General features: G+C 66.6%; 18 protein-coding genes. 8 read left to right on the forward strand and 10 right to left on the reverse strand.

Annotated features, from left to right (window positions below; genetic code table 11):
- Positions 1-14: 14 nt before the first annotated feature.
- The 5 genes from AQ610_RS26185 to AQ610_RS26205 are packed head-to-tail and all read right to left on the reverse strand — an operon-like array spanning position 15 to position 3,080.
- The gene (locus AQ610_RS26185) at positions 15-542 is read right to left on the reverse strand and encodes a cupin domain-containing protein (protein ID WP_009914832.1); all 528 of its coding nucleotides are present in this window, start codon (positions 540-542) and stop codon (positions 15-17) included.
- A 38-nt stretch (positions 543-580) separates the two neighbouring features.
- The gene (locus AQ610_RS26190; RefSeq protein ID WP_006027425.1) at positions 581-1,351 is read right to left on the reverse strand and encodes an SDR family oxidoreductase; all 771 of its coding nucleotides are present in this window, start codon (positions 1,349-1,351) and stop codon (positions 581-583) included.
- Positions 1,348-2,415 (reverse strand): aromatic ring-hydroxylating dioxygenase subunit alpha, encoded by a 1,068-nt coding sequence (locus AQ610_RS26195; protein WP_006027426.1) that lies wholly within the window; start codon positions 2,413-2,415, stop codon positions 1,348-1,350. The genes AQ610_RS26190 and AQ610_RS26195 overlap by 4 nt, the downstream gene beginning before the upstream one ends.
- Before the next feature lie 34 nt (positions 2,416-2,449).
- Complete coding sequence (locus AQ610_RS26200) at positions 2,450-2,761, reverse strand: recombinase-like helix-turn-helix domain-containing protein (protein ID WP_006027427.1); 312 nt, start codon at positions 2,759-2,761, stop codon at positions 2,450-2,452.
- 1 nt (position 2,762) lies between these two features.
- On the reverse strand, positions 2,763-3,080 hold the full coding sequence (locus tag AQ610_RS26205; protein ID WP_009914826.1) for a non-heme iron oxygenase ferredoxin subunit: 318 nt from the start codon (positions 3,078-3,080) through the stop codon (positions 2,763-2,765).
- A 434-nt stretch (positions 3,081-3,514) separates the two neighbouring features.
- Here AQ610_RS26205 and AQ610_RS26210 point away from each other — a divergent pair, with 434 nt between their 5' ends.
- Entirely contained in the window at positions 3,515-4,603 is a 1,089-nt protein-coding gene (locus AQ610_RS26210; protein WP_009914825.1) for a porin, read from the forward strand.
- A 50-nt stretch (positions 4,604-4,653) separates the two neighbouring features.
- Here AQ610_RS26210 and AQ610_RS26215 read toward each other — a convergent pair whose 3' ends face one another.
- Together AQ610_RS26215 and AQ610_RS26220 are read right to left on the reverse strand one after the other, a co-directional pair.
- Positions 4,654-5,604, reverse strand: coding sequence for an IclR family transcriptional regulator (locus AQ610_RS26215; RefSeq protein WP_006027430.1), 951 nt, complete (start codon positions 5,602-5,604; stop codon positions 4,654-4,656).
- Positions 5,605-5,682: 78 nt separating this feature from the next.
- The gene (locus tag AQ610_RS26220; RefSeq protein WP_043282871.1) at positions 5,683-6,309 is read right to left on the reverse strand and encodes an alpha-ketoglutarate-dependent dioxygenase AlkB family protein; all 627 of its coding nucleotides are present in this window, start codon (positions 6,307-6,309) and stop codon (positions 5,683-5,685) included.
- Positions 6,310-6,440: 131 nt separating this feature from the next.
- On the opposite strand from AQ610_RS26220, the gene AQ610_RS26225 reads away from it, so the two are divergent.
- The 3 genes from AQ610_RS26225 to AQ610_RS26240 all read left to right on the forward strand — a co-directional run bounded on the left by AQ610_RS26225 (position 6,441) and on the right by AQ610_RS26240 (position 9,323).
- Positions 6,441-7,025 (forward strand): malonic semialdehyde reductase, encoded by a 585-nt coding sequence (locus tag AQ610_RS26225; RefSeq protein WP_009914821.1) that lies wholly within the window; start codon positions 6,441-6,443, stop codon positions 7,023-7,025.
- Positions 7,026-7,088: 63 nt separating this feature from the next.
- Complete coding sequence (locus tag AQ610_RS26230) at positions 7,089-8,264, forward strand: metallophosphoesterase (RefSeq protein ID WP_043282770.1); 1,176 nt, start codon at positions 7,089-7,091, stop codon at positions 8,262-8,264.
- 342 nt (positions 8,265-8,606) lie between these two features.
- A complete protein-coding gene (locus tag AQ610_RS26240) occupies positions 8,607-9,323 on the forward strand; it encodes an MgtC/SapB family protein (protein WP_009914820.1) in 717 nt (238 codons plus the stop codon).
- Between the two features lie 28 nt (positions 9,324-9,351).
- On the opposite strand, the gene bpsR is transcribed toward AQ610_RS26240, so the two are convergent.
- On the reverse strand, positions 9,352-10,071 hold the full coding sequence (bpsR, locus tag AQ610_RS26245; protein WP_006027435.1) for an autoinducer-binding transcriptional regulator BpsR: 720 nt from the start codon (positions 10,069-10,071) through the stop codon (positions 9,352-9,354).
- A gap of 73 nt (positions 10,072-10,144) precedes the next feature.
- Here bpsR and AQ610_RS26250 point away from each other — a divergent pair, with 73 nt between their 5' ends.
- From AQ610_RS26250 to AQ610_RS26260, 3 genes are all read left to right on the forward strand, one after another.
- Entirely contained in the window at positions 10,145-10,588 is a 444-nt protein-coding gene (locus AQ610_RS26250) for a DUF4902 domain-containing protein (RefSeq protein WP_043282771.1), read from the forward strand.
- A gap of 214 nt (positions 10,589-10,802) precedes the next feature.
- A complete protein-coding gene (gene bspI1 / locus AQ610_RS26255; protein WP_006027437.1) occupies positions 10,803-11,414 on the forward strand; it encodes an N-acylhomoserine lactone synthase BspI1 in 612 nt (203 codons plus the stop codon).
- A 90-nt stretch (positions 11,415-11,504) separates the two neighbouring features.
- On the forward strand, positions 11,505-12,311 hold the full coding sequence (locus AQ610_RS26260) for a hydroxymethylglutaryl-CoA reductase (RefSeq protein WP_006027438.1): 807 nt from the start codon (positions 11,505-11,507) through the stop codon (positions 12,309-12,311).
- On the opposite strand, the gene ribA is transcribed toward AQ610_RS26260, so the two are convergent.
- A complete protein-coding gene (gene ribA, locus AQ610_RS26265; protein WP_006027439.1) occupies positions 12,274-12,927 on the reverse strand; it encodes a GTP cyclohydrolase II in 654 nt (217 codons plus the stop codon). The genes AQ610_RS26260 and ribA overlap by 38 nt on opposite strands.
- Before the next feature lie 176 nt (positions 12,928-13,103).
- On the opposite strand from ribA, the gene AQ610_RS26270 reads away from it, so the two are divergent.
- Positions 13,104-13,568 (forward strand): CBS domain-containing protein, encoded by a 465-nt coding sequence (locus tag AQ610_RS26270; protein WP_006027440.1) that lies wholly within the window; start codon positions 13,104-13,106, stop codon positions 13,566-13,568.
- Between the two features lie 204 nt (positions 13,569-13,772).
- On the opposite strand, the gene AQ610_RS26275 is transcribed toward AQ610_RS26270, so the two are convergent.
- Positions 13,773-14,114, reverse strand: coding sequence for a DUF4148 domain-containing protein (locus AQ610_RS26275; RefSeq protein ID WP_006027441.1), 342 nt, complete (start codon positions 14,112-14,114; stop codon positions 13,773-13,775).
- Positions 14,115-14,632 lie beyond the last annotated feature (518 nt).

The following is a 14,632-nucleotide window of genomic DNA, read 5'->3' on the forward strand; positions in this document are numbered from 1 at the left end:
TCGTCGTCCGTGCATCAGCGCTTGATCTTCGAGAGCGGCGAATCCGGCGGATACGTCGGCGTGATCGGCTTCGGCGAGCCGAGCATCACGCACATCAGCGCGTCTTCGTCGCCGATGTTGATTTCGGTCCGATAGACGCCCGGCGGCACCGAGATCAGGTCGCGTTCGCCGAGCACCGCCTCCCACGTCTCGCCGTCGCGCTCGCAGATCACCTTCATCCTGCCGCGCAGCACGAAGAAGATTTCCTCGACGTCGATATGAATGTGGCTCGGGCCGACGTTGCCGGCCGGAATCACCATCGTCGAAAACGTGAAGCCGCCCGCGGGCACCGTGTTCGCATCCTTCGCGACGCCCGTGCCGCCCGTGCCCACGTAGCGCATTTGCGCGCGGCGGTATTTCGGATCGAAATCGGCCTGGAATTTCAGCGCGTCCCAGTCGTAACGGCGCGTCTCGAGGCGCGCGACGCGCCCGTCCATCCATTCGGCGAAGCTCTCGCCCGCCGTCTGGTCCCACGATTTACGCTCGATATCGGCGTCCGCCATCGTCATCTCCTTCAAGAGTGCTAAGTGCTAACAATCGGTCAATGCATCACGAAGCCGCCGTTCACGGGCAGCAACTGCCCCGTGACGAAACGCGCGGCATCGGACAGCAGGAACAACATCGGCCCCGTCACGTCGGCCGGCACTTGCGCGCGCGGCAATGCGCGGCCCTGCAAGTAGTATTGGCGTCGCTCGGCCGGCACGTATGCGGTCGCCTCGACCTCGGTCAGGCCCGGCGCGATCGCGTTGACCGTCACGCCCTGCTCGCCGAACTCGCGTGCGAGCGTGTGCGTCATCGCGATCACCGCGCCCTTGCTCGCCACGTAAGCGAGCAGCTTCGGCGCGCCCCACAACGCAGTGTCGGACGCGAGATTCACGATCGCGCCGCGGCCCGAGCGCGCGAGATGGGGCAACGCCGCGTTGCACGCGAGCCAGACGCCGCGCACGTTGACGTTCATCACCGCGTCCCACGTGTCGATCGAAAGCTCGGTCGCGCGCTTGCCGCCCGAGTTCGTGATCGCCGCGTTGTTCACGAGGCCGTCGATGCCGCCGAGCACCCGCGCGCCTTCGTCGACGAAAGCGGCGACGCTCGCCGGGTCCGCGAGGTCGAGCGCGACGAAGTGCGCGTCATGGCCCGAGTCGCGCAAGCGGTGCGCGAGCGCGCGGCCTTCGGCTTCGAGCACGTCGCCGAACGCGACTTTCGCGCCCGCCGCGACGAGCGCCTCGACGAACGCCGCGCCGAGCCCGCGCGCGCCGCCCGTGACGAGCACTCGGCGGCCGGCGAGCGCGATCGCCTGCACGGGCGCGCTCATGCGCGCTCCGTCGCGGGGGCCTGCGCCGCGCGATGCGCGCCGAGCGCGGCGAGATGCTCCTGCGCGCGCTGGCGCAGCATCCGCCGCACGCGCGTGATGCCGACGTCGTGCTGATACAGGTATTCGTGATCGCGCGCGTTCGGCGCCATGCTTTCGAGCACGTAGCGGTCTTGCTCGAGCACCGCCCAGTGCAGCCCTTCGAGACGGTTCCGATACAGGAAGCGCCACACGTCGCGCTGCCAGCCCGCAACCTTGCGGGTGCGCCAGAAATAGACCTGGCAGTGGTCGTCGTCGATCGGCGTCGCGAAGCCGACGATGCCGAAGCTGCCGCCCGGGCCGAACTTGCGCTGATACGGAATCGCGAGGCGCAGCCAGATGCAGCCCGTCTCGCCGAGCTCCACCCAGTCGAAGTTCACGTCGCGCTGGTTGACCTTCTCGAACATCAGGCCCGTCTCGGTCTTGTGCACGCGCATGTCGGCCTGCTTGTCGCCTTCGGCCATCGAATGCGACGTCGCGTGCAGATACGCGCCGTGCATCGGGTCCATCACGTTGTCGATCGCATACTGGTAATTGCAGGTCCAGTTCGACACGCAGACGAATTGCGCGTACTCGGGCCCGACGAGTTCGTCGGGCAGCACGAGCGGCGCGGGCTCGCGATGCGCGTCATCGCCGAACCACAGGAAGATCGCGCCCGCGCGCTCCTCGACCGGGTACGACTTCACGCACGACTGCCCTTCGAGCGGACAATTCGACACGGCCGGCACCTTCGTCACGGTGCCGCCGCCGTTCACTTCGACGCCGTGATACCAGCACGCGACGCGATCGCCGAGATTCCAGCCGAGCGACAGGCGCGCGCCGCGATGCGGACAGCGGTCTTCGAGCGCGTGCACGTTGCCCTGCCGATCGCGCCACAGCACGATCTGTTCGGACAACCGAGTGATGCCGACGGGCGCGCTCGACACCTGCCAGCTCGGCGCGACGGGATACCAGTAGTTGCGGATGCCGCGGTCGAGATACGCGCGCACCGGATCGGCGCCGGGGTTCGTTTGGGCGGAAGACGTCATCTGTTTGCTCCGGAAGCGTTTGAGGGCGGCTGCGTCATTCGGCGAGCGCGGCGAGTTCCGCGCAGAAGCGCTCAGCCGTCCATTCGGCGCCGTCGGGCGTGCGAAAGCCGATGCGGTTCAGGCCCGCGACGACGTCGGCAAGCTCGGCCGCGCCGCCTTCGAACACACGTTCGAGCGCGTCGCCGAGATCGTTCTCGTACTGCGTCGGCTCGGCCTTGCGCGTCTGCCACACGAGATTCGGCATCTGCCCGGGGATCTCGATCTGCCCCTTGCCCGCGACGTTGTTCGGCTGCGGCGCGCGCCACGGCGTGAGGAACGGATTGAAGTTCACGGTCGTCTCGTTCATGTCATTCCACCTTGATCTGGATTTCCTCGCCGGCGAGCCGCACCGCGTACGTCTTCAGTGCGCGGCCGCCCGGCCCTTTCAGGCACTGGCCGGTCCTGATGTCGAACACGGCCTCGTGCAACGGGCACTCGACCGTGCCGTCGTCGACGAAGCCTTGCGTGAGAAGCGCATACGCGTGCGGGCAGACGTTCTCGAGCGCATGCAGTTCGTCGCCGACGCGGTAGATCCCGATCTCCACGCCGTCGGCGCGCTTGAACTCGATCGGCGAATCCTCGGACAACGCGCCGGCGTGTCCGGCGCAAACCCATTGTTCAGACATCTCACACCCTTTCTTCAAGTCGATCCGCTTGTTTGTTCCAAATAAGGAACGTCAGTTTATAGATGGTGATTATAGGAGCGTGTTTCGAAGATCAAAATAAAAAGCTGCAACGCCTAGGGAAAATACCGAGACCGCGCTTCCGCCCGATGCGATCCAAGCCACGCGGGATGGGCACGGAGTGGAATTTTCAGGCTTTCCGTCGATCTTTCAATGCGTTATCGGCATGTCGTCGGACGAATCGCGGGCTTCGCGCCCATTCGAAAATTTATTTTGTTCCAGCCGATTTCCACCCCTATACTCGATTCCGCCAAAGGCACGAAGTTCCATACATGGAACAAAAGAAAGCCCAATATTCATGCGCGGGAACGCGCGCGATCGGCCGTTTCGCGCATGGCCACCACCCGCGTCATTTGGAGCAAAGGTCAGGAGATCAGATGGTCAAGCATGCGGTAGCAGCATTGCTCGGCGCGGGCGCCGTCGCCGGCGCGTGGGCGCAGAGCAGCGTCACGCTGTACGGCAGCCTCGACGCCGGCGTCGCGTACGTGAACAACGTCGGCGGCGGCGCGAAGTGGTCGATGATTCAGGGCAACACGCAGCCCGATCGATGGGGATTGAAGGGCGTCGAGGATCTGGGCGGCGGCCTGAAGGCGATCTTCCAGCTCGAAAACGGCTTCTATACGAACAACGGCCAGATGGCGGCGGCGGGCACGATGTGGAACCGCCAGGCATTCGTCGGCCTGAATTCGGACAGGCTCGGCACGCTGACGCTCGGCCATCAGACGCCGTTCAACTTCGACTGGCTCGACCCGCTGTCGACCGCGTTCCTCGCGCAGAGCTGGTACGCATTCCATCCGGGCAACCTCGACCAGCTCGCGGACACGAGCTCCGTGCCGTTCAACAACTCGGTCAAGTACCGGTCGCCGACCTACGCGGGCTTCACCGTGGGCGCGATGCTCGGCTTCGGCAACACGACGAACTTCTCGAACGGCCGGACGATGAGCTTCGGCGTCAACTACGCGAATGGCCCGCTCAAGGCCGCCGCCGTCTATTCGAACGAGCACGACCAGGCGTTCTCGATGGCGACCGTCGGCGGCATCGCCGGGCCGGGCGGCACGTTCCAGGGCATGCCCGTCGCGAGCTACGTCGCAAAGAAGGCGGAGAACATGGGCGCGGGCCTGTCGTATCGCTTCGGCCCGCTGCTCGTGCACGGCCTCTACACGCACGTGAAGCTGCAGGCGAATGGTCACTCGGACACGTTCCAGAGCTACGACGCCGGCGCGAACTACCAGAGCTCGCCGTTCAACGTGATCGCGGGCGGCGCGGCAAGCTCGACGCTCGCCGGCCGCCGCTGGACGCAGTTCGAGCTCGGCGACACGTATTCGCTGTCCAAGCGCACGCAGCTCTACGCGAACGTGCTGTACGAGCACGCGAGCGGCAACGCGAAGGCGGCGTTCTTCACGGCGGGCGCGTCGAGCACGGCGAATCAGGTGATCTTTCTGGCGGGAATTCACCACTCGTTCTGAGCGCGGCGCGGCGCATACCGCGCGCATCGATCGACGCGATCAGAACGCCTTCAGAACAACGCGACCTTGTGCCGCGCATGCGCGGCGGTCGGATCGCTGTCGAGCGGCCGATAGTTCAGGCGCTGCGACAGATCGACGGCCGCGCCGCACACGAGCTCGACGAGCCGCTCCTTTTCTTCGGCGGAGCCGATCTCCGAGCGCGGCACCGTCGCGGTGATCGCCGCGACGATCGAGCCGGAATGGTCGCGCACGGGCGCCGTCACCGCCGAGATCCCGCTCTCGAACGCACCCTCGCTGAGCGCGTAGCCGAGACGCGCGTAATGGCGCACACGCTCGTACAGCGCGTCGACGGTCGCGGGCGTATGCTCGGTGAACGCCTCGAGCCGCTTTTCCGGATAGAGCTGGCGCATCGCGTCGCGCGTCAGGTCGCCCATCAGCATATGGCCGTGCACGGTCGCGTGCGCGGGCAGCCGCGTGCCCACGTGCACCTTCACCGAGCCGAACATCGGCGCGTTGCTCTGCGCCTTCGCGACAAATACGACGTCGCGGCGATCGCGGATCAGCAGATGCGTCGACAGCCCGGTCGCGTCGCGCAAGCGCTCGAGCACCGGCGCGCCGAGGTCGGTCAATTCGAGCGAGTTCAGATATTCGAAGCCGAGGCGCAGCACGCCGACGCCGAGCCGGAAATGGCGGTCGCCGTTCGCGCGCTCGATGAAGCCGAGCGCTTCGAGCGTCTGCAACAGGCGGAACGTCGTCGTGCGCGGGATGCCGATTCGCTTCGACAGCTCGGGCGCGCTCAACACCGGCTCACGCGCGGAAAATTCGGACAGGATGCGCAACCCGCGCTCGAGCCCGGGAACGAGATACGACGATGCGCCGCCCGCGGCTTCGTCGTCGGCCGCGTCAGGCGCGGCGGGCGCACCGGCCGGGGCGCGGCGCGGCTTGCCCGATGCGGCGCCGGCGGCATGCTTGCCCGCGGCTGTCGTAGTGGTTTTGGCCATGTCGGCTGCAGTGGACGGAAAGAAATCGAATCATAACGCGAAGGCCGCGCGGTTTCGACGCGCGGACGCGGCCCGCCTTCATCCGCGCGGACGCGGCCTCGCGCGGCGCGCGTCCGCGGGCGGCCCGTTCACCCAGCGAAACGTCAGGTTGATCCGCTCGCCCTGCACGGCGGGCTCCTTCGGCACGCGGTGCCGCCACTCGCGTTGCGTGCGTCCGCGCATCACGAGCAGGCTGCCGTTCGTCAGCCGATACGCGTGCGCGACGCCCGTTTCGTTGTGCCGCAGATCGAACACCCGCGTCGCGCCGAGGCTCAGCGACGCGATCACCGGCTCGGGACCGAGCTCCGGCTCGTCGTCCGCGTGCCAGCCCATGCTGTCGAAGCCATTGCGATAGCGGTTCAGCAGCACGCTGTTGAAGCGCGCGCGGCTCGCCGCCTCGACCATCCGCTTCAGCTCGAGCACGGCGGGCGTCCACGGCGCCGGCTCGTTGCGGATGCCCGAATACACGTAGACCGCGTCCGGCTCACCCTGCCACGCGGTCAGGCGCGGCAGCGGCAACAGGCCGCGCGGCGTGTGCATCGCGTCCTGCCGCCACGCGACCTCGTCGACGAGGCGCGCATGGAACCGGTCTGCATCGGCGGGCGCGAGCCAGTCCGGACGCCAGTCGACATCGGGTTTCGGCAGGTTGTCGAACAAATCGAACATCATCGGTCAAAATCTCGGCATCCGGCTATCATCGCGGAATGGCGCGAACCGCAACCCGCGATCCGCGCCGCCCTGTTCAAATTCTAGCCGCGCGAACGCCAGACCGTTTGCGCGCTCATCCGGATCCCGACATGACTCTTTCCGATTCCGCTCTCGATCAAATTTTTCGCACCGCGCGCACGCATAACGCCTGGCAGCCGAAACCCGTCGACGACGCGCTGCTCCATCAACTGATCGAGCTCGTCAAGTGCGGCCCGACGTCGGCGAACTCGAGCCCCGCGCGCTTCGTGTTCGTGAAGTCGCAGGAGGCGAAGGCGAGGCTCAAGCCCGCGCTGTCCGAAGGCAATCTCGCGAAGACGATGGCCGCGCCCGTCACCGTGATCGTCGGGATGGACATGGAATTCCACGAACATCTGCCGAAGCTCTTCCCGCACGCGGACGCGCGCAGTTGGTTCGCCGGCAACGACGCGCTGATCGAAGCGACCGCGTTCCGCAATTCGTCGCTGCAAGGCGCGTACCTGATCGTCGCCGCGCGCGCGCTCGGCCTCGATGCCGGCCCGATGTCCGGCTTCGACCAGGCAACCGTCGACGCCGCGTTCTTCGCCGGCACGTCGATCAAGTCGAACTTCCTCGTGAACCTCGGCTACGGCGATCCCGCCGGACTGTTCCCGCGCAGCCCCCGCTTCTCGTTCGACGAAATCGCGCGCATCGAATAAGCGCGCAACGGCGGCGCGTTCGCGCGCCGCCGCCCCTCGGCTTCCCCCTGTTTCCTTCCGCCCATGCGACGCGTTTCATCGTTTCTGTTGCGCCTGACGATCATCGGCGTGCTGCTGCATGTGTACGTCGGCTTCCGTCTCCTGCCCGACCTCGCGTCGCCCGCCGCCCGCTACGCGGGCGCGCTGTGGCTCGTCGCGTCGTGCCTCCTGATTCCGCTCGGCATGCTGTCGCGCATGTTCGAGCGGCAGCCGCTCGGCGATCGCGTCGCGTGGGCCGGGCTCCTCGCGATGGGTTTCTTCTCGTCGCTGCTCGTGCTCACGCTCGCGCGCGACGTGCTGCTCGCATCGCTCGTCACCATCGACGCGCTCGCGCCCCGCGCGGTGTCGCTCGCGCACTGGCGCACGCAGACGGCGGCCGGCGTGCCGCTCGCGGCGCTCGCGGTGAGCGTCATCGGCTTCGTCAATGCGCGACGCCGCGCGCGCGTCGTCGACGTCGCGGTGCCGATCGACGACCTGCCCGCCGCGCTCGACGGCTTCACGATCGTGCAGATCAGCGACATCCACGTCGGCCCGACGATCAAGCGCGGCTACGTCGAGGCGATCGTCCAGGCGGTCAACCGGCTCGAGCCGGACCTCGTCGCGGTGACGGGCGACGTCGTCGACGGCACCATCGCGCAGCTCGCGGGCCACGCGGCGCCGCTCGGCCGGCTGCGCGCGCGCCACGGCGCGTTCGTCGTGACGGGCAATCACGAGTACTACTCGGGCGCCGACGAATGGATCGCCGAGTTCCGCCGCCTCGGCCTCGAAGTCCTGCTCAACGAGCATCGGACGATCGACCATGGCGACGGCCAGCTCGTGATCGCGGGCGTCACCGACTACTCGGCGGGCCACTTCGACCCCGCGCATCGGAGCGATCCGGGCGCGGCGCTCGCGGGCGCGCCGGTCGACGTGCGCATCCGCGTGCTGCTCGCGCACCAGCCGCGCAGCGCGAGCGCCGCAGCCGACGCGGGCTTCACGCTGCAACTGTCCGGGCACACGCACGGCGGCCAGTTTTTCCCGTGGAATTTCTTCGTGCGACTGCAGCAGCCGTTCACCGCGGGACTCGCGAGGCTCGGCGGCCTGTGGGTCTATACGAGCCGCGGCACCGGCTACTGGGGGCCGCCGAAGCGGCTCGGCGCGCCGTCGGAGATCACGCGCGTGCGGCTCGTGCGCGACGGCGTCCGCCACGCTGAGCGCTGAACGCAACGTCGACGACGAACGCGCGATGCACCCGCGCGTTCGCCGCGGCCGCCCGCGGGTTGACTCGCGCGACGGGTCGCGCCTAGAATGCCCGCCATCCATTCTTTCAGGAACCGTCGTGGACAGTAGCAGCGCAACGTCCGCACGCCGCTTCGCCTGAACGCCTGCCGGCCGATTCGCCGCCGCGCGCGTTCGTCGGAACGCGTGCGATTTCCCGTTTCACACAATCGCATCGATTCGCGCGCTAAAGTGTCGCGCGAGTACGCAGATGCACGCGCGCCCGCAAGGGTCGCCCGCGCCGCCGCTCCCGTCGCGCGGCGCATTCGGCATGGCAGAACACCAATGACCTTCGAATTCGCACTTCGCCTCTTCACCGCGTTCGCCTGCGGGGTCGCCATCGGCCTCGAACGGCAGATCCGCCAGCGCACGGCCGGCTTGCGCACGATCACGCTCGTCGCGAGCGGCGCATGTCTGTTCGTCACGCTCGGCGTCCTGACGGGCAACGGAATCCCCGGCGTCACGCAAATCGCCGCGTACGTCGTCTCCGGCGTCGGCTTTCTCGGCGGCGGCGTCATCATGCGCGACAAGGGCTCGATCCAGGGCATCAACACCGCGGCGACCCTCTGGTGCTCGGCCGCGGTCGGCGTGCTGTCGGGCGCCGGCCACTACCTGCCCGCGCTCGCGGGCACGGGCGTCGTCCTGCTGACGAACACGCTGCTGCGCGGCGTGAGCCAGGCGATCAACGCGACGCCCGTGTCGAACGCCGATCTCGTGCGCGAATATCAGATCATGGTGATCTGCCTCGCATCGGACGAAGTGCACATCCGGACGCTGCTGTCGAACTCGATGTATGCGAAGCCGCTGTCGTTCCAGAGCCTGACGAGCGAGGACGTGCCGCGCGAAGCCGATGCGCCCGAGCGCATCAAGGTCACGGCGACGCTGAAGCTGCACCCGAAGGATCAGCAGAAGCTCGAGCAGATCGCGAGCCGGATGAGCATGGAGAAAAGCATCTCGAGCGTGAGCTGGACCGCGAAGGAAGCCGAGCCGATGATGGAGTGACGCATCGCGCGCGGCGCGGCCGCGCCGCTCACGGCGCGTCGACGAGCCCCATCGCGATCGCCTTCACGACGGCCTGCACCTTGTTCGTCGCGCCGAGCTTGTCGAGGACGTTGTTGACGTGGAAGTTCACCGTGCGCTCGGAAATGCCGAGGATCTGGCCGATCTCGCACGCGGTCTTGCCTTCGCCCGTCCAGCACAGCACTTCCCGCTCGCGGTGCGTGAGCGCCACGCCCGATTCGGGCGCGAGCTTCGGCACGAGGAAGCGGCTCATCAGCGAGTGCGACATGTTCGCGAGCCAGTTCGTCTGCAGCGTCAGATGGTTGATCTCGGCGATCGTCAGGCGGTCCGTGTGCCGCGCGATCGTCAGGAGGCCGAACACACCGCGCGATGCCCAGCTCGACTGCGCGACGCCCACCGCAAGCCCGTGATCGCGCGCGTCGCTCCACAGCGACGTCGCGTCGCAGGCGCTCGCCTCCGGCCAGACGATCATGTTCGAGCTGAGCGCGCCTTCGCGCACGGTCGGATCGACCTCCAGGTAGTTCATTTCCTGGTAGCGCTCCATCCAGCCGTTCGGATAGGTATCGAAGATCGCGACGACCGGCCTCGAGATGGGCAACGGCACGCGTATGCCATAGCAGCAATATTCGAAGCCGAGCCGCTTCGTATACGCTGCGATCTGTTGGAAGAGCTGCTGCTCGTTCTCCGCGGCGCTAAATTGAAGATAGGCATCTTGCCAGCGCAGTTCCATTCGTTCTCCAGCAGCTTCACGCTGTCATACTTGCTAGGTTTCAGCACGCGCGCGGACTGATACATTCCGCGGCATGAATTCACCATTGCTCCACCGCTTTCGCGGCCCATCCACCGACGGCTACGTGCGCCTTCCCGCGCACGCGTTCGCCGAGCTGCAACTCGTTCACGTATCGTCCGGAATCGATTCCGGACTGCTCGGCGAGCTGCGCGCGAGCGACATCGACGCCCGCATCGCCGGCTACACCGAGTGGGAGCGGCCGTCCGGCATGGGCACGGCGCACCTCACGGTGGGCTGGGACTGGTACATCGACGGCGCCACGGGCGCATTCGTCATCGCATGGAGCGACGTGCGCAGCAACGTGATGGGCATCGACGACAACGGGCGCGACATCGGCATGGATTCGACGTCGGCCGCGCTGTCGCGCCGGCTCGCCCAGTTGAACTGGCCGTCCGCCGTCGCCGCCGCGATGCTTCGTCGCGGCGATTTTTCACATGCGGGCCCTACCCTGCAGTGATGCGCGTCGGCGCAATCGGTGCATATTGTCCAATTTTCCTCGAACATTGCGGATTGACAAGCAAATTATCGAATCTTTGCAGTCCGGCACTGCCGAAATCCATTCCCCCCTCACCCGCTTCGCTTTCCCGACCCTGTAAGGGTTAACAGTTACCTGTCCTCGGAGCGCGCGATGTAATGCGCCCATTCCAAAGCACACGCACGAGGACGACACCATGCGAACTTTCGTTCATGGCGACGGGCGCCTGCCGAGCGACTTGGCGGCTGATCTGGGCCTTTATCGGCACCGCGTTTTCGTCGAGCAGCTCGGCTGGAAACTGCCGTCGGCGAGCGAAGGGTTCGAGCGGGATCAGTACGATCGCGACGATACCGTCTACGTGTTCGCCCGCGACGACGACGGGGAAATCTGCGGCTGCGCCCGGCTGCTGCCGACGACCCGCCCCTACCTGCTGAAGGAGCTGTTCCCGACCCTGGTCGCGAACGACATGCCGCTGCCGCAGTCCACCGCCGTCTGGGAGCTGTCGCGCTTCGCCGCGAACGCCGAGGACCCGGCCGGAACCGGCAATCCGGCGTGGGCGGTGCGGCCGATGCTCGCCGCCGTCGTCGAGTGCGCGGCGCGGCGCGGCGCGAAGCAACTGATCGGCGTGACGTTTCTCAGCATGGAGCGCCTGTTCCGCCGGATCGGCGTGCACGCGCACCGGGCCGGGCCCGCGCAGCAGATCGACGGGCGCATGGTCGTCGCATGCTGGATCGACCTCGATGCGCAAACGCTCGCCGCGCTCGGTCTCGATCCGCTGCTGGGCGCGCCGCGCGCCGAGGCCGCCTGAGAGCGCGCCTGATCGACGGTCCGCGGAACCGGGCTGTTCGTCATCCAAGGAGACTTCTACACCGTGGACCATTCACCGGTATTTCGCGCGATGCTCCCTACGTTCGATGCCGGCGAAACCCGCATCGCCGTCGCGTTCCCGTCGTTCGCCGAACGCCTGCCGCTCGTGCGGCTCGGCAGACAGGGGCTCGTATTCCGCGCGCGCGGCGCGATGCCGCCCGTCTGCGGACTGCCGCGCTCCGCAACCCTGTATCTCGACGACGAGCCGCTCTGCACGCTGCGGCTCGTGATTCGCGAAGTCGAGCATTGCGACGACGGCGCGCATGATCTGACGATGCAGCCGTCCGCCGCGAACGGCGACGCGCTGCTCTGGCACGCGCTGCGCACGCGATGCCGGCGCGCGCACGCCCCGCTCGCGCAGCGAGCGCCGGGCGAGCGCGCGGCAACGGCGGCGCAGGCGGCGAGTCGCCGGCACGACGCCGCGACGCGCTCCGAATCGGGCGCGCCGCATGCGGCCGGCACCGGCATGCGCGTGACGCGCAGCGCCGCGTTTCGCCTCGCGGATCGCGGTGATGCGCTCTTTTTCGCCGATTGGCTCGAATACCACTTCGACGAGTTGCGCGCGCTCGCGCAAGGCCTGTCGCCTCGGCTGCATCTGAACGAGCTCGAGCGGAACCTGGCGGGCGACGAAGTGGACGTGCACTTCGTCTACGACATCGACGGCCATGCGGACCGCCAGATGCTCACCGATTGCGCGCGGCAGGCATGCGACTGGATCGCGGCCGAGGTGCGCCACCGCTTCGATCTGCCGATCGCCGAGCAGCGCTTCGGCGCGCGCAAGCCACGCCGCGCGGCGCGCGCTATTCGTTTTCGTCGAAGTAATAGTGGCCGAACTTGAGCTGCTTCGTGCGAATGTAGCGCTCGTTCTCCTCGCGCACCGGCACGGCAAGCGCAACGCGCTCGCAGACCGGGATGCCGTGCCGCGCGAGCGTGTCGAATTTCTTCGGATTGTTGCTCATTAAGCGCACGGACGTGACTTTCAGGATGCGCAGGATCGCGGCGGCGGAATCGTATTCGCGCGCGTCGTCGGGCAGCCCGAGATCGAGGTTCGCCTCGACGGTGTCGCGCCCCTGCTCCTGCAGCGCATACGCGCGGATCTTGTTGCTCAGGCCGATCCCGCGGCCTTCATGCCCGCGCAGATACAGCAATACGCCGCGCGCTTCGGCCGCGATGTAGCGCAGCGCGAGATCGAGTTGCTCGCCGCAATCGCATCGATATGAGCCGAACACGTCGCCCGTCAGGCATTCGGAATGAAGCCGCGTCAGCACCGACGGCTGCTCGGCGACATCACCCATCACGAGCGCCAGGTGCTCGGCATCGCCGCCCGCGACGCGAAACGCATACGACGTGAAGGTGCCGTAGCGGGTAGGAAGCGTCGCGGTGGCGACGAGCGTCACGCACTCGAGCGCGGCGCCGTCGCCGGGTTGCGGCGATTCGGGATGCGAAGACTTCATGGAATGCATCAAACGAAAGAATTAAGGAATGTTCTGGATGGCGAGTGCACGAAGTTTACCGCTAATCTGAGAACTGGACGCACCCGCCCGCGGACGCCGATCTATACTGGATTTTTGACCCGACGCGGCGGCCGCGCGCCGCTTTCCGTGAATCGCCCAGCCAAGGGAGACAGCGTATGAGCCTCACCGTCGCACAGATTCTCAGGTCGAAGCCCGATTCGGGACGCACGATTCACACGATCGAAAAGTCCGATTCCGTCTACAACGCGATCAAGCTGATGGCCGAAAGGAGCATAGGCGCGCTGCTCGTGATGGATGGCGCGAACATTGCCGGCATCGTGACGGAACGCGATTACGCGCGCAAGGTGGTGCTCCTCGACCGTTCGTCGAAAGCAACGCGCGTCGAGGAAATCATGACGGCGAAGGTGCGCTACGTCGAACCGACGCAAACCAGCGACGAGTGCATGGCGCTGATGACAGAGCACCGGATGCGTCACTTGCCCGTCCTCGACGACGGCAAGCTCATTGGTCTCGTGTCGATCGGCGATCTCGTGAAGAGCGTGATTGCCGACCAGCAGTTCACGATCGATCAACTGGAGCATTACATCCACGGAATTCCGGCCGCCGCGCATTTGCAGTAGTCGCGCGCCGCGACGTCCATCAAAAAATGCCCAAACGCATCGCGTCTGGGCAAAGCCGCCTGAATGCGGCGACGGAGGTTCGGCTCCCGACCCGCGAGCCCTGCACATCGCGCGGGCTCGCGGTTTATGGAATCGACCTCTTCACGTTTGCTGGCGGACGCCCGGCGGCCCCGGGCGCCCATTCGGCCTGACGGCTCGATTCGGTCAGTTGCCGAAGTAGACCGAATGACTGAACGCCGGCGAAGTCGGCGACTTGCTCGCGCGGCCGCCGGATTCCGACGCGCCGGCCGGCTGGACGCCATAGCCGCTCGTGTCGGCGTGCGTGAGCGTCTGCTGCGCGGGTTGCATCCGTTGCGACGCCGCCTGCACGTTCGCCGGGTACTGGGTGTCGCCCGATTCGGGCTTGTAGCCGTTCTGTTCGAGCTGGACGAGTTCAGACTTCACTTGCTCGCGGGTGAGCGGCTGTTGTTGGTCGGCCTGCGCGAACGACGCAAGCGGCGCGGCGAGGATCGAAGCGGCAACGGCTGCGTAGACGAACGATTTCATGGTTGACCTCCGGAATGTTGTATTTGCGTCGCTCCAGGCATCCTTGCCGGAAGCGATTGATTCCAGTCTAGTCACCGGTATAACAAGGGGAAACCCCTAGTTTGAACATACAGCGTTGCGCCAACGACAAAAATAGCAAGTTGCATCTCGACCGAAAGCCCGTTAAAAGCACCATATGGGCAACAATGGAGGAGCGCTTCGCAAAACCGTCTGTCGGCTGTCTGAACGGTCGTTTTGTTGTATATTTGTAAAGTTTATCCCGTCTTTCGCCATTCGTTTTATCGCCTCGCTCATGTGCACGCCGACCTTCCACGCCTTTCTTGCGCACCGCACGCGCGGTTCGCGCGCGGCCGTGGTCGCGGCGGCGGCGCGCTCCCTCCTTCGAAGCACGCTTGCAGCGCCGCTCGCCGCGGCCCGGCGCTTGATCTGACGGCAGCCCCATCCCGGAGCCGCGTCAGCCAGGCTCCGGGCGATCCCGCAGGTTGGCCACGCCACCCAAGCCGATCATTTGGAGACTG

The sequence above is a fragment of the Burkholderia humptydooensis genome, from assembly GCF_001513745.1.
Lineage (GTDB): Bacteria > Pseudomonadota > Gammaproteobacteria > Burkholderiales > Burkholderiaceae > Burkholderia > Burkholderia humptydooensis.

Excerpts from the sequence above, each read along its gene's own strand:
- AQ610_RS26225 (WP_009914821.1), top strand. The coding sequence starts at position 6,441 with ATGACTCTTTCCGATTCCGCTCTCGATCAAATTTTTCGCACCGCGCGC.
- AQ610_RS26205 (WP_009914826.1), bottom strand. The coding sequence starts at position 3,080 with ATGTCTGAACAATGGGTTTGCGCCGGACACGCCGGCGCGTTGTCCGAG.
- AQ610_RS26260 (WP_006027438.1), top strand. The coding sequence starts at position 11,505 with ATGCTCCCTACGTTCGATGCCGGCGAAACCCGCATCGCCGTCGCGTTC.
- AQ610_RS26210 (WP_009914825.1), top strand. The coding sequence starts at position 3,515 with ATGGTCAAGCATGCGGTAGCAGCATTGCTCGGCGCGGGCGCCGTCGCC.
- AQ610_RS26215 (WP_006027430.1), bottom strand. The coding sequence starts at position 5,604 with ATGGCCAAAACCACTACGACAGCCGCGGGCAAGCATGCCGCCGGCGCC.
- AQ610_RS26250 (WP_043282771.1), top strand. The coding sequence starts at position 10,145 with ATGAATTCACCATTGCTCCACCGCTTTCGCGGCCCATCCACCGACGGC.
- AQ610_RS26190 (WP_006027425.1), bottom strand. The coding sequence starts at position 1,351 with ATGAGCGCGCCCGTGCAGGCGATCGCGCTCGCCGGCCGCCGAGTGCTC.
- AQ610_RS26270 (WP_006027440.1), top strand. The coding sequence starts at position 13,104 with ATGAGCCTCACCGTCGCACAGATTCTCAGGTCGAAGCCCGATTCGGGA.
- AQ610_RS26185 (WP_009914832.1), bottom strand. The coding sequence starts at position 542 with ATGGCGGACGCCGATATCGAGCGTAAATCGTGGGACCAGACGGCGGGC.
- AQ610_RS26230 (WP_043282770.1), top strand. The coding sequence starts at position 7,089 with ATGCGACGCGTTTCATCGTTTCTGTTGCGCCTGACGATCATCGGCGTG.
- ribA (WP_006027439.1), bottom strand. The coding sequence starts at position 12,927 with ATGAAGTCTTCGCATCCCGAATCGCCGCAACCCGGCGACGGCGCCGCG.
- bspI1 (WP_006027437.1), top strand. The coding sequence starts at position 10,803 with ATGCGAACTTTCGTTCATGGCGACGGGCGCCTGCCGAGCGACTTGGCG.
- AQ610_RS26195 (WP_006027426.1), bottom strand. The coding sequence starts at position 2,415 with ATGACGTCTTCCGCCCAAACGAACCCCGGCGCCGATCCGGTGCGCGCG.
- AQ610_RS26220 (WP_043282871.1), bottom strand. The coding sequence starts at position 6,309 with ATGTTCGATTTGTTCGACAACCTGCCGAAACCCGATGTCGACTGGCGT.
- AQ610_RS26200 (WP_006027427.1), bottom strand. The coding sequence starts at position 2,761 with ATGAACGAGACGACCGTGAACTTCAATCCGTTCCTCACGCCGTGGCGC.
- AQ610_RS26275 (WP_006027441.1), bottom strand. The coding sequence starts at position 14,114 with ATGAAATCGTTCGTCTACGCAGCCGTTGCCGCTTCGATCCTCGCCGCG.
- bpsR (WP_006027435.1), bottom strand. The coding sequence starts at position 10,071 with ATGGAACTGCGCTGGCAAGATGCCTATCTTCAATTTAGCGCCGCGGAG.
- AQ610_RS26240 (WP_009914820.1), top strand. The coding sequence starts at position 8,607 with ATGACCTTCGAATTCGCACTTCGCCTCTTCACCGCGTTCGCCTGCGGG.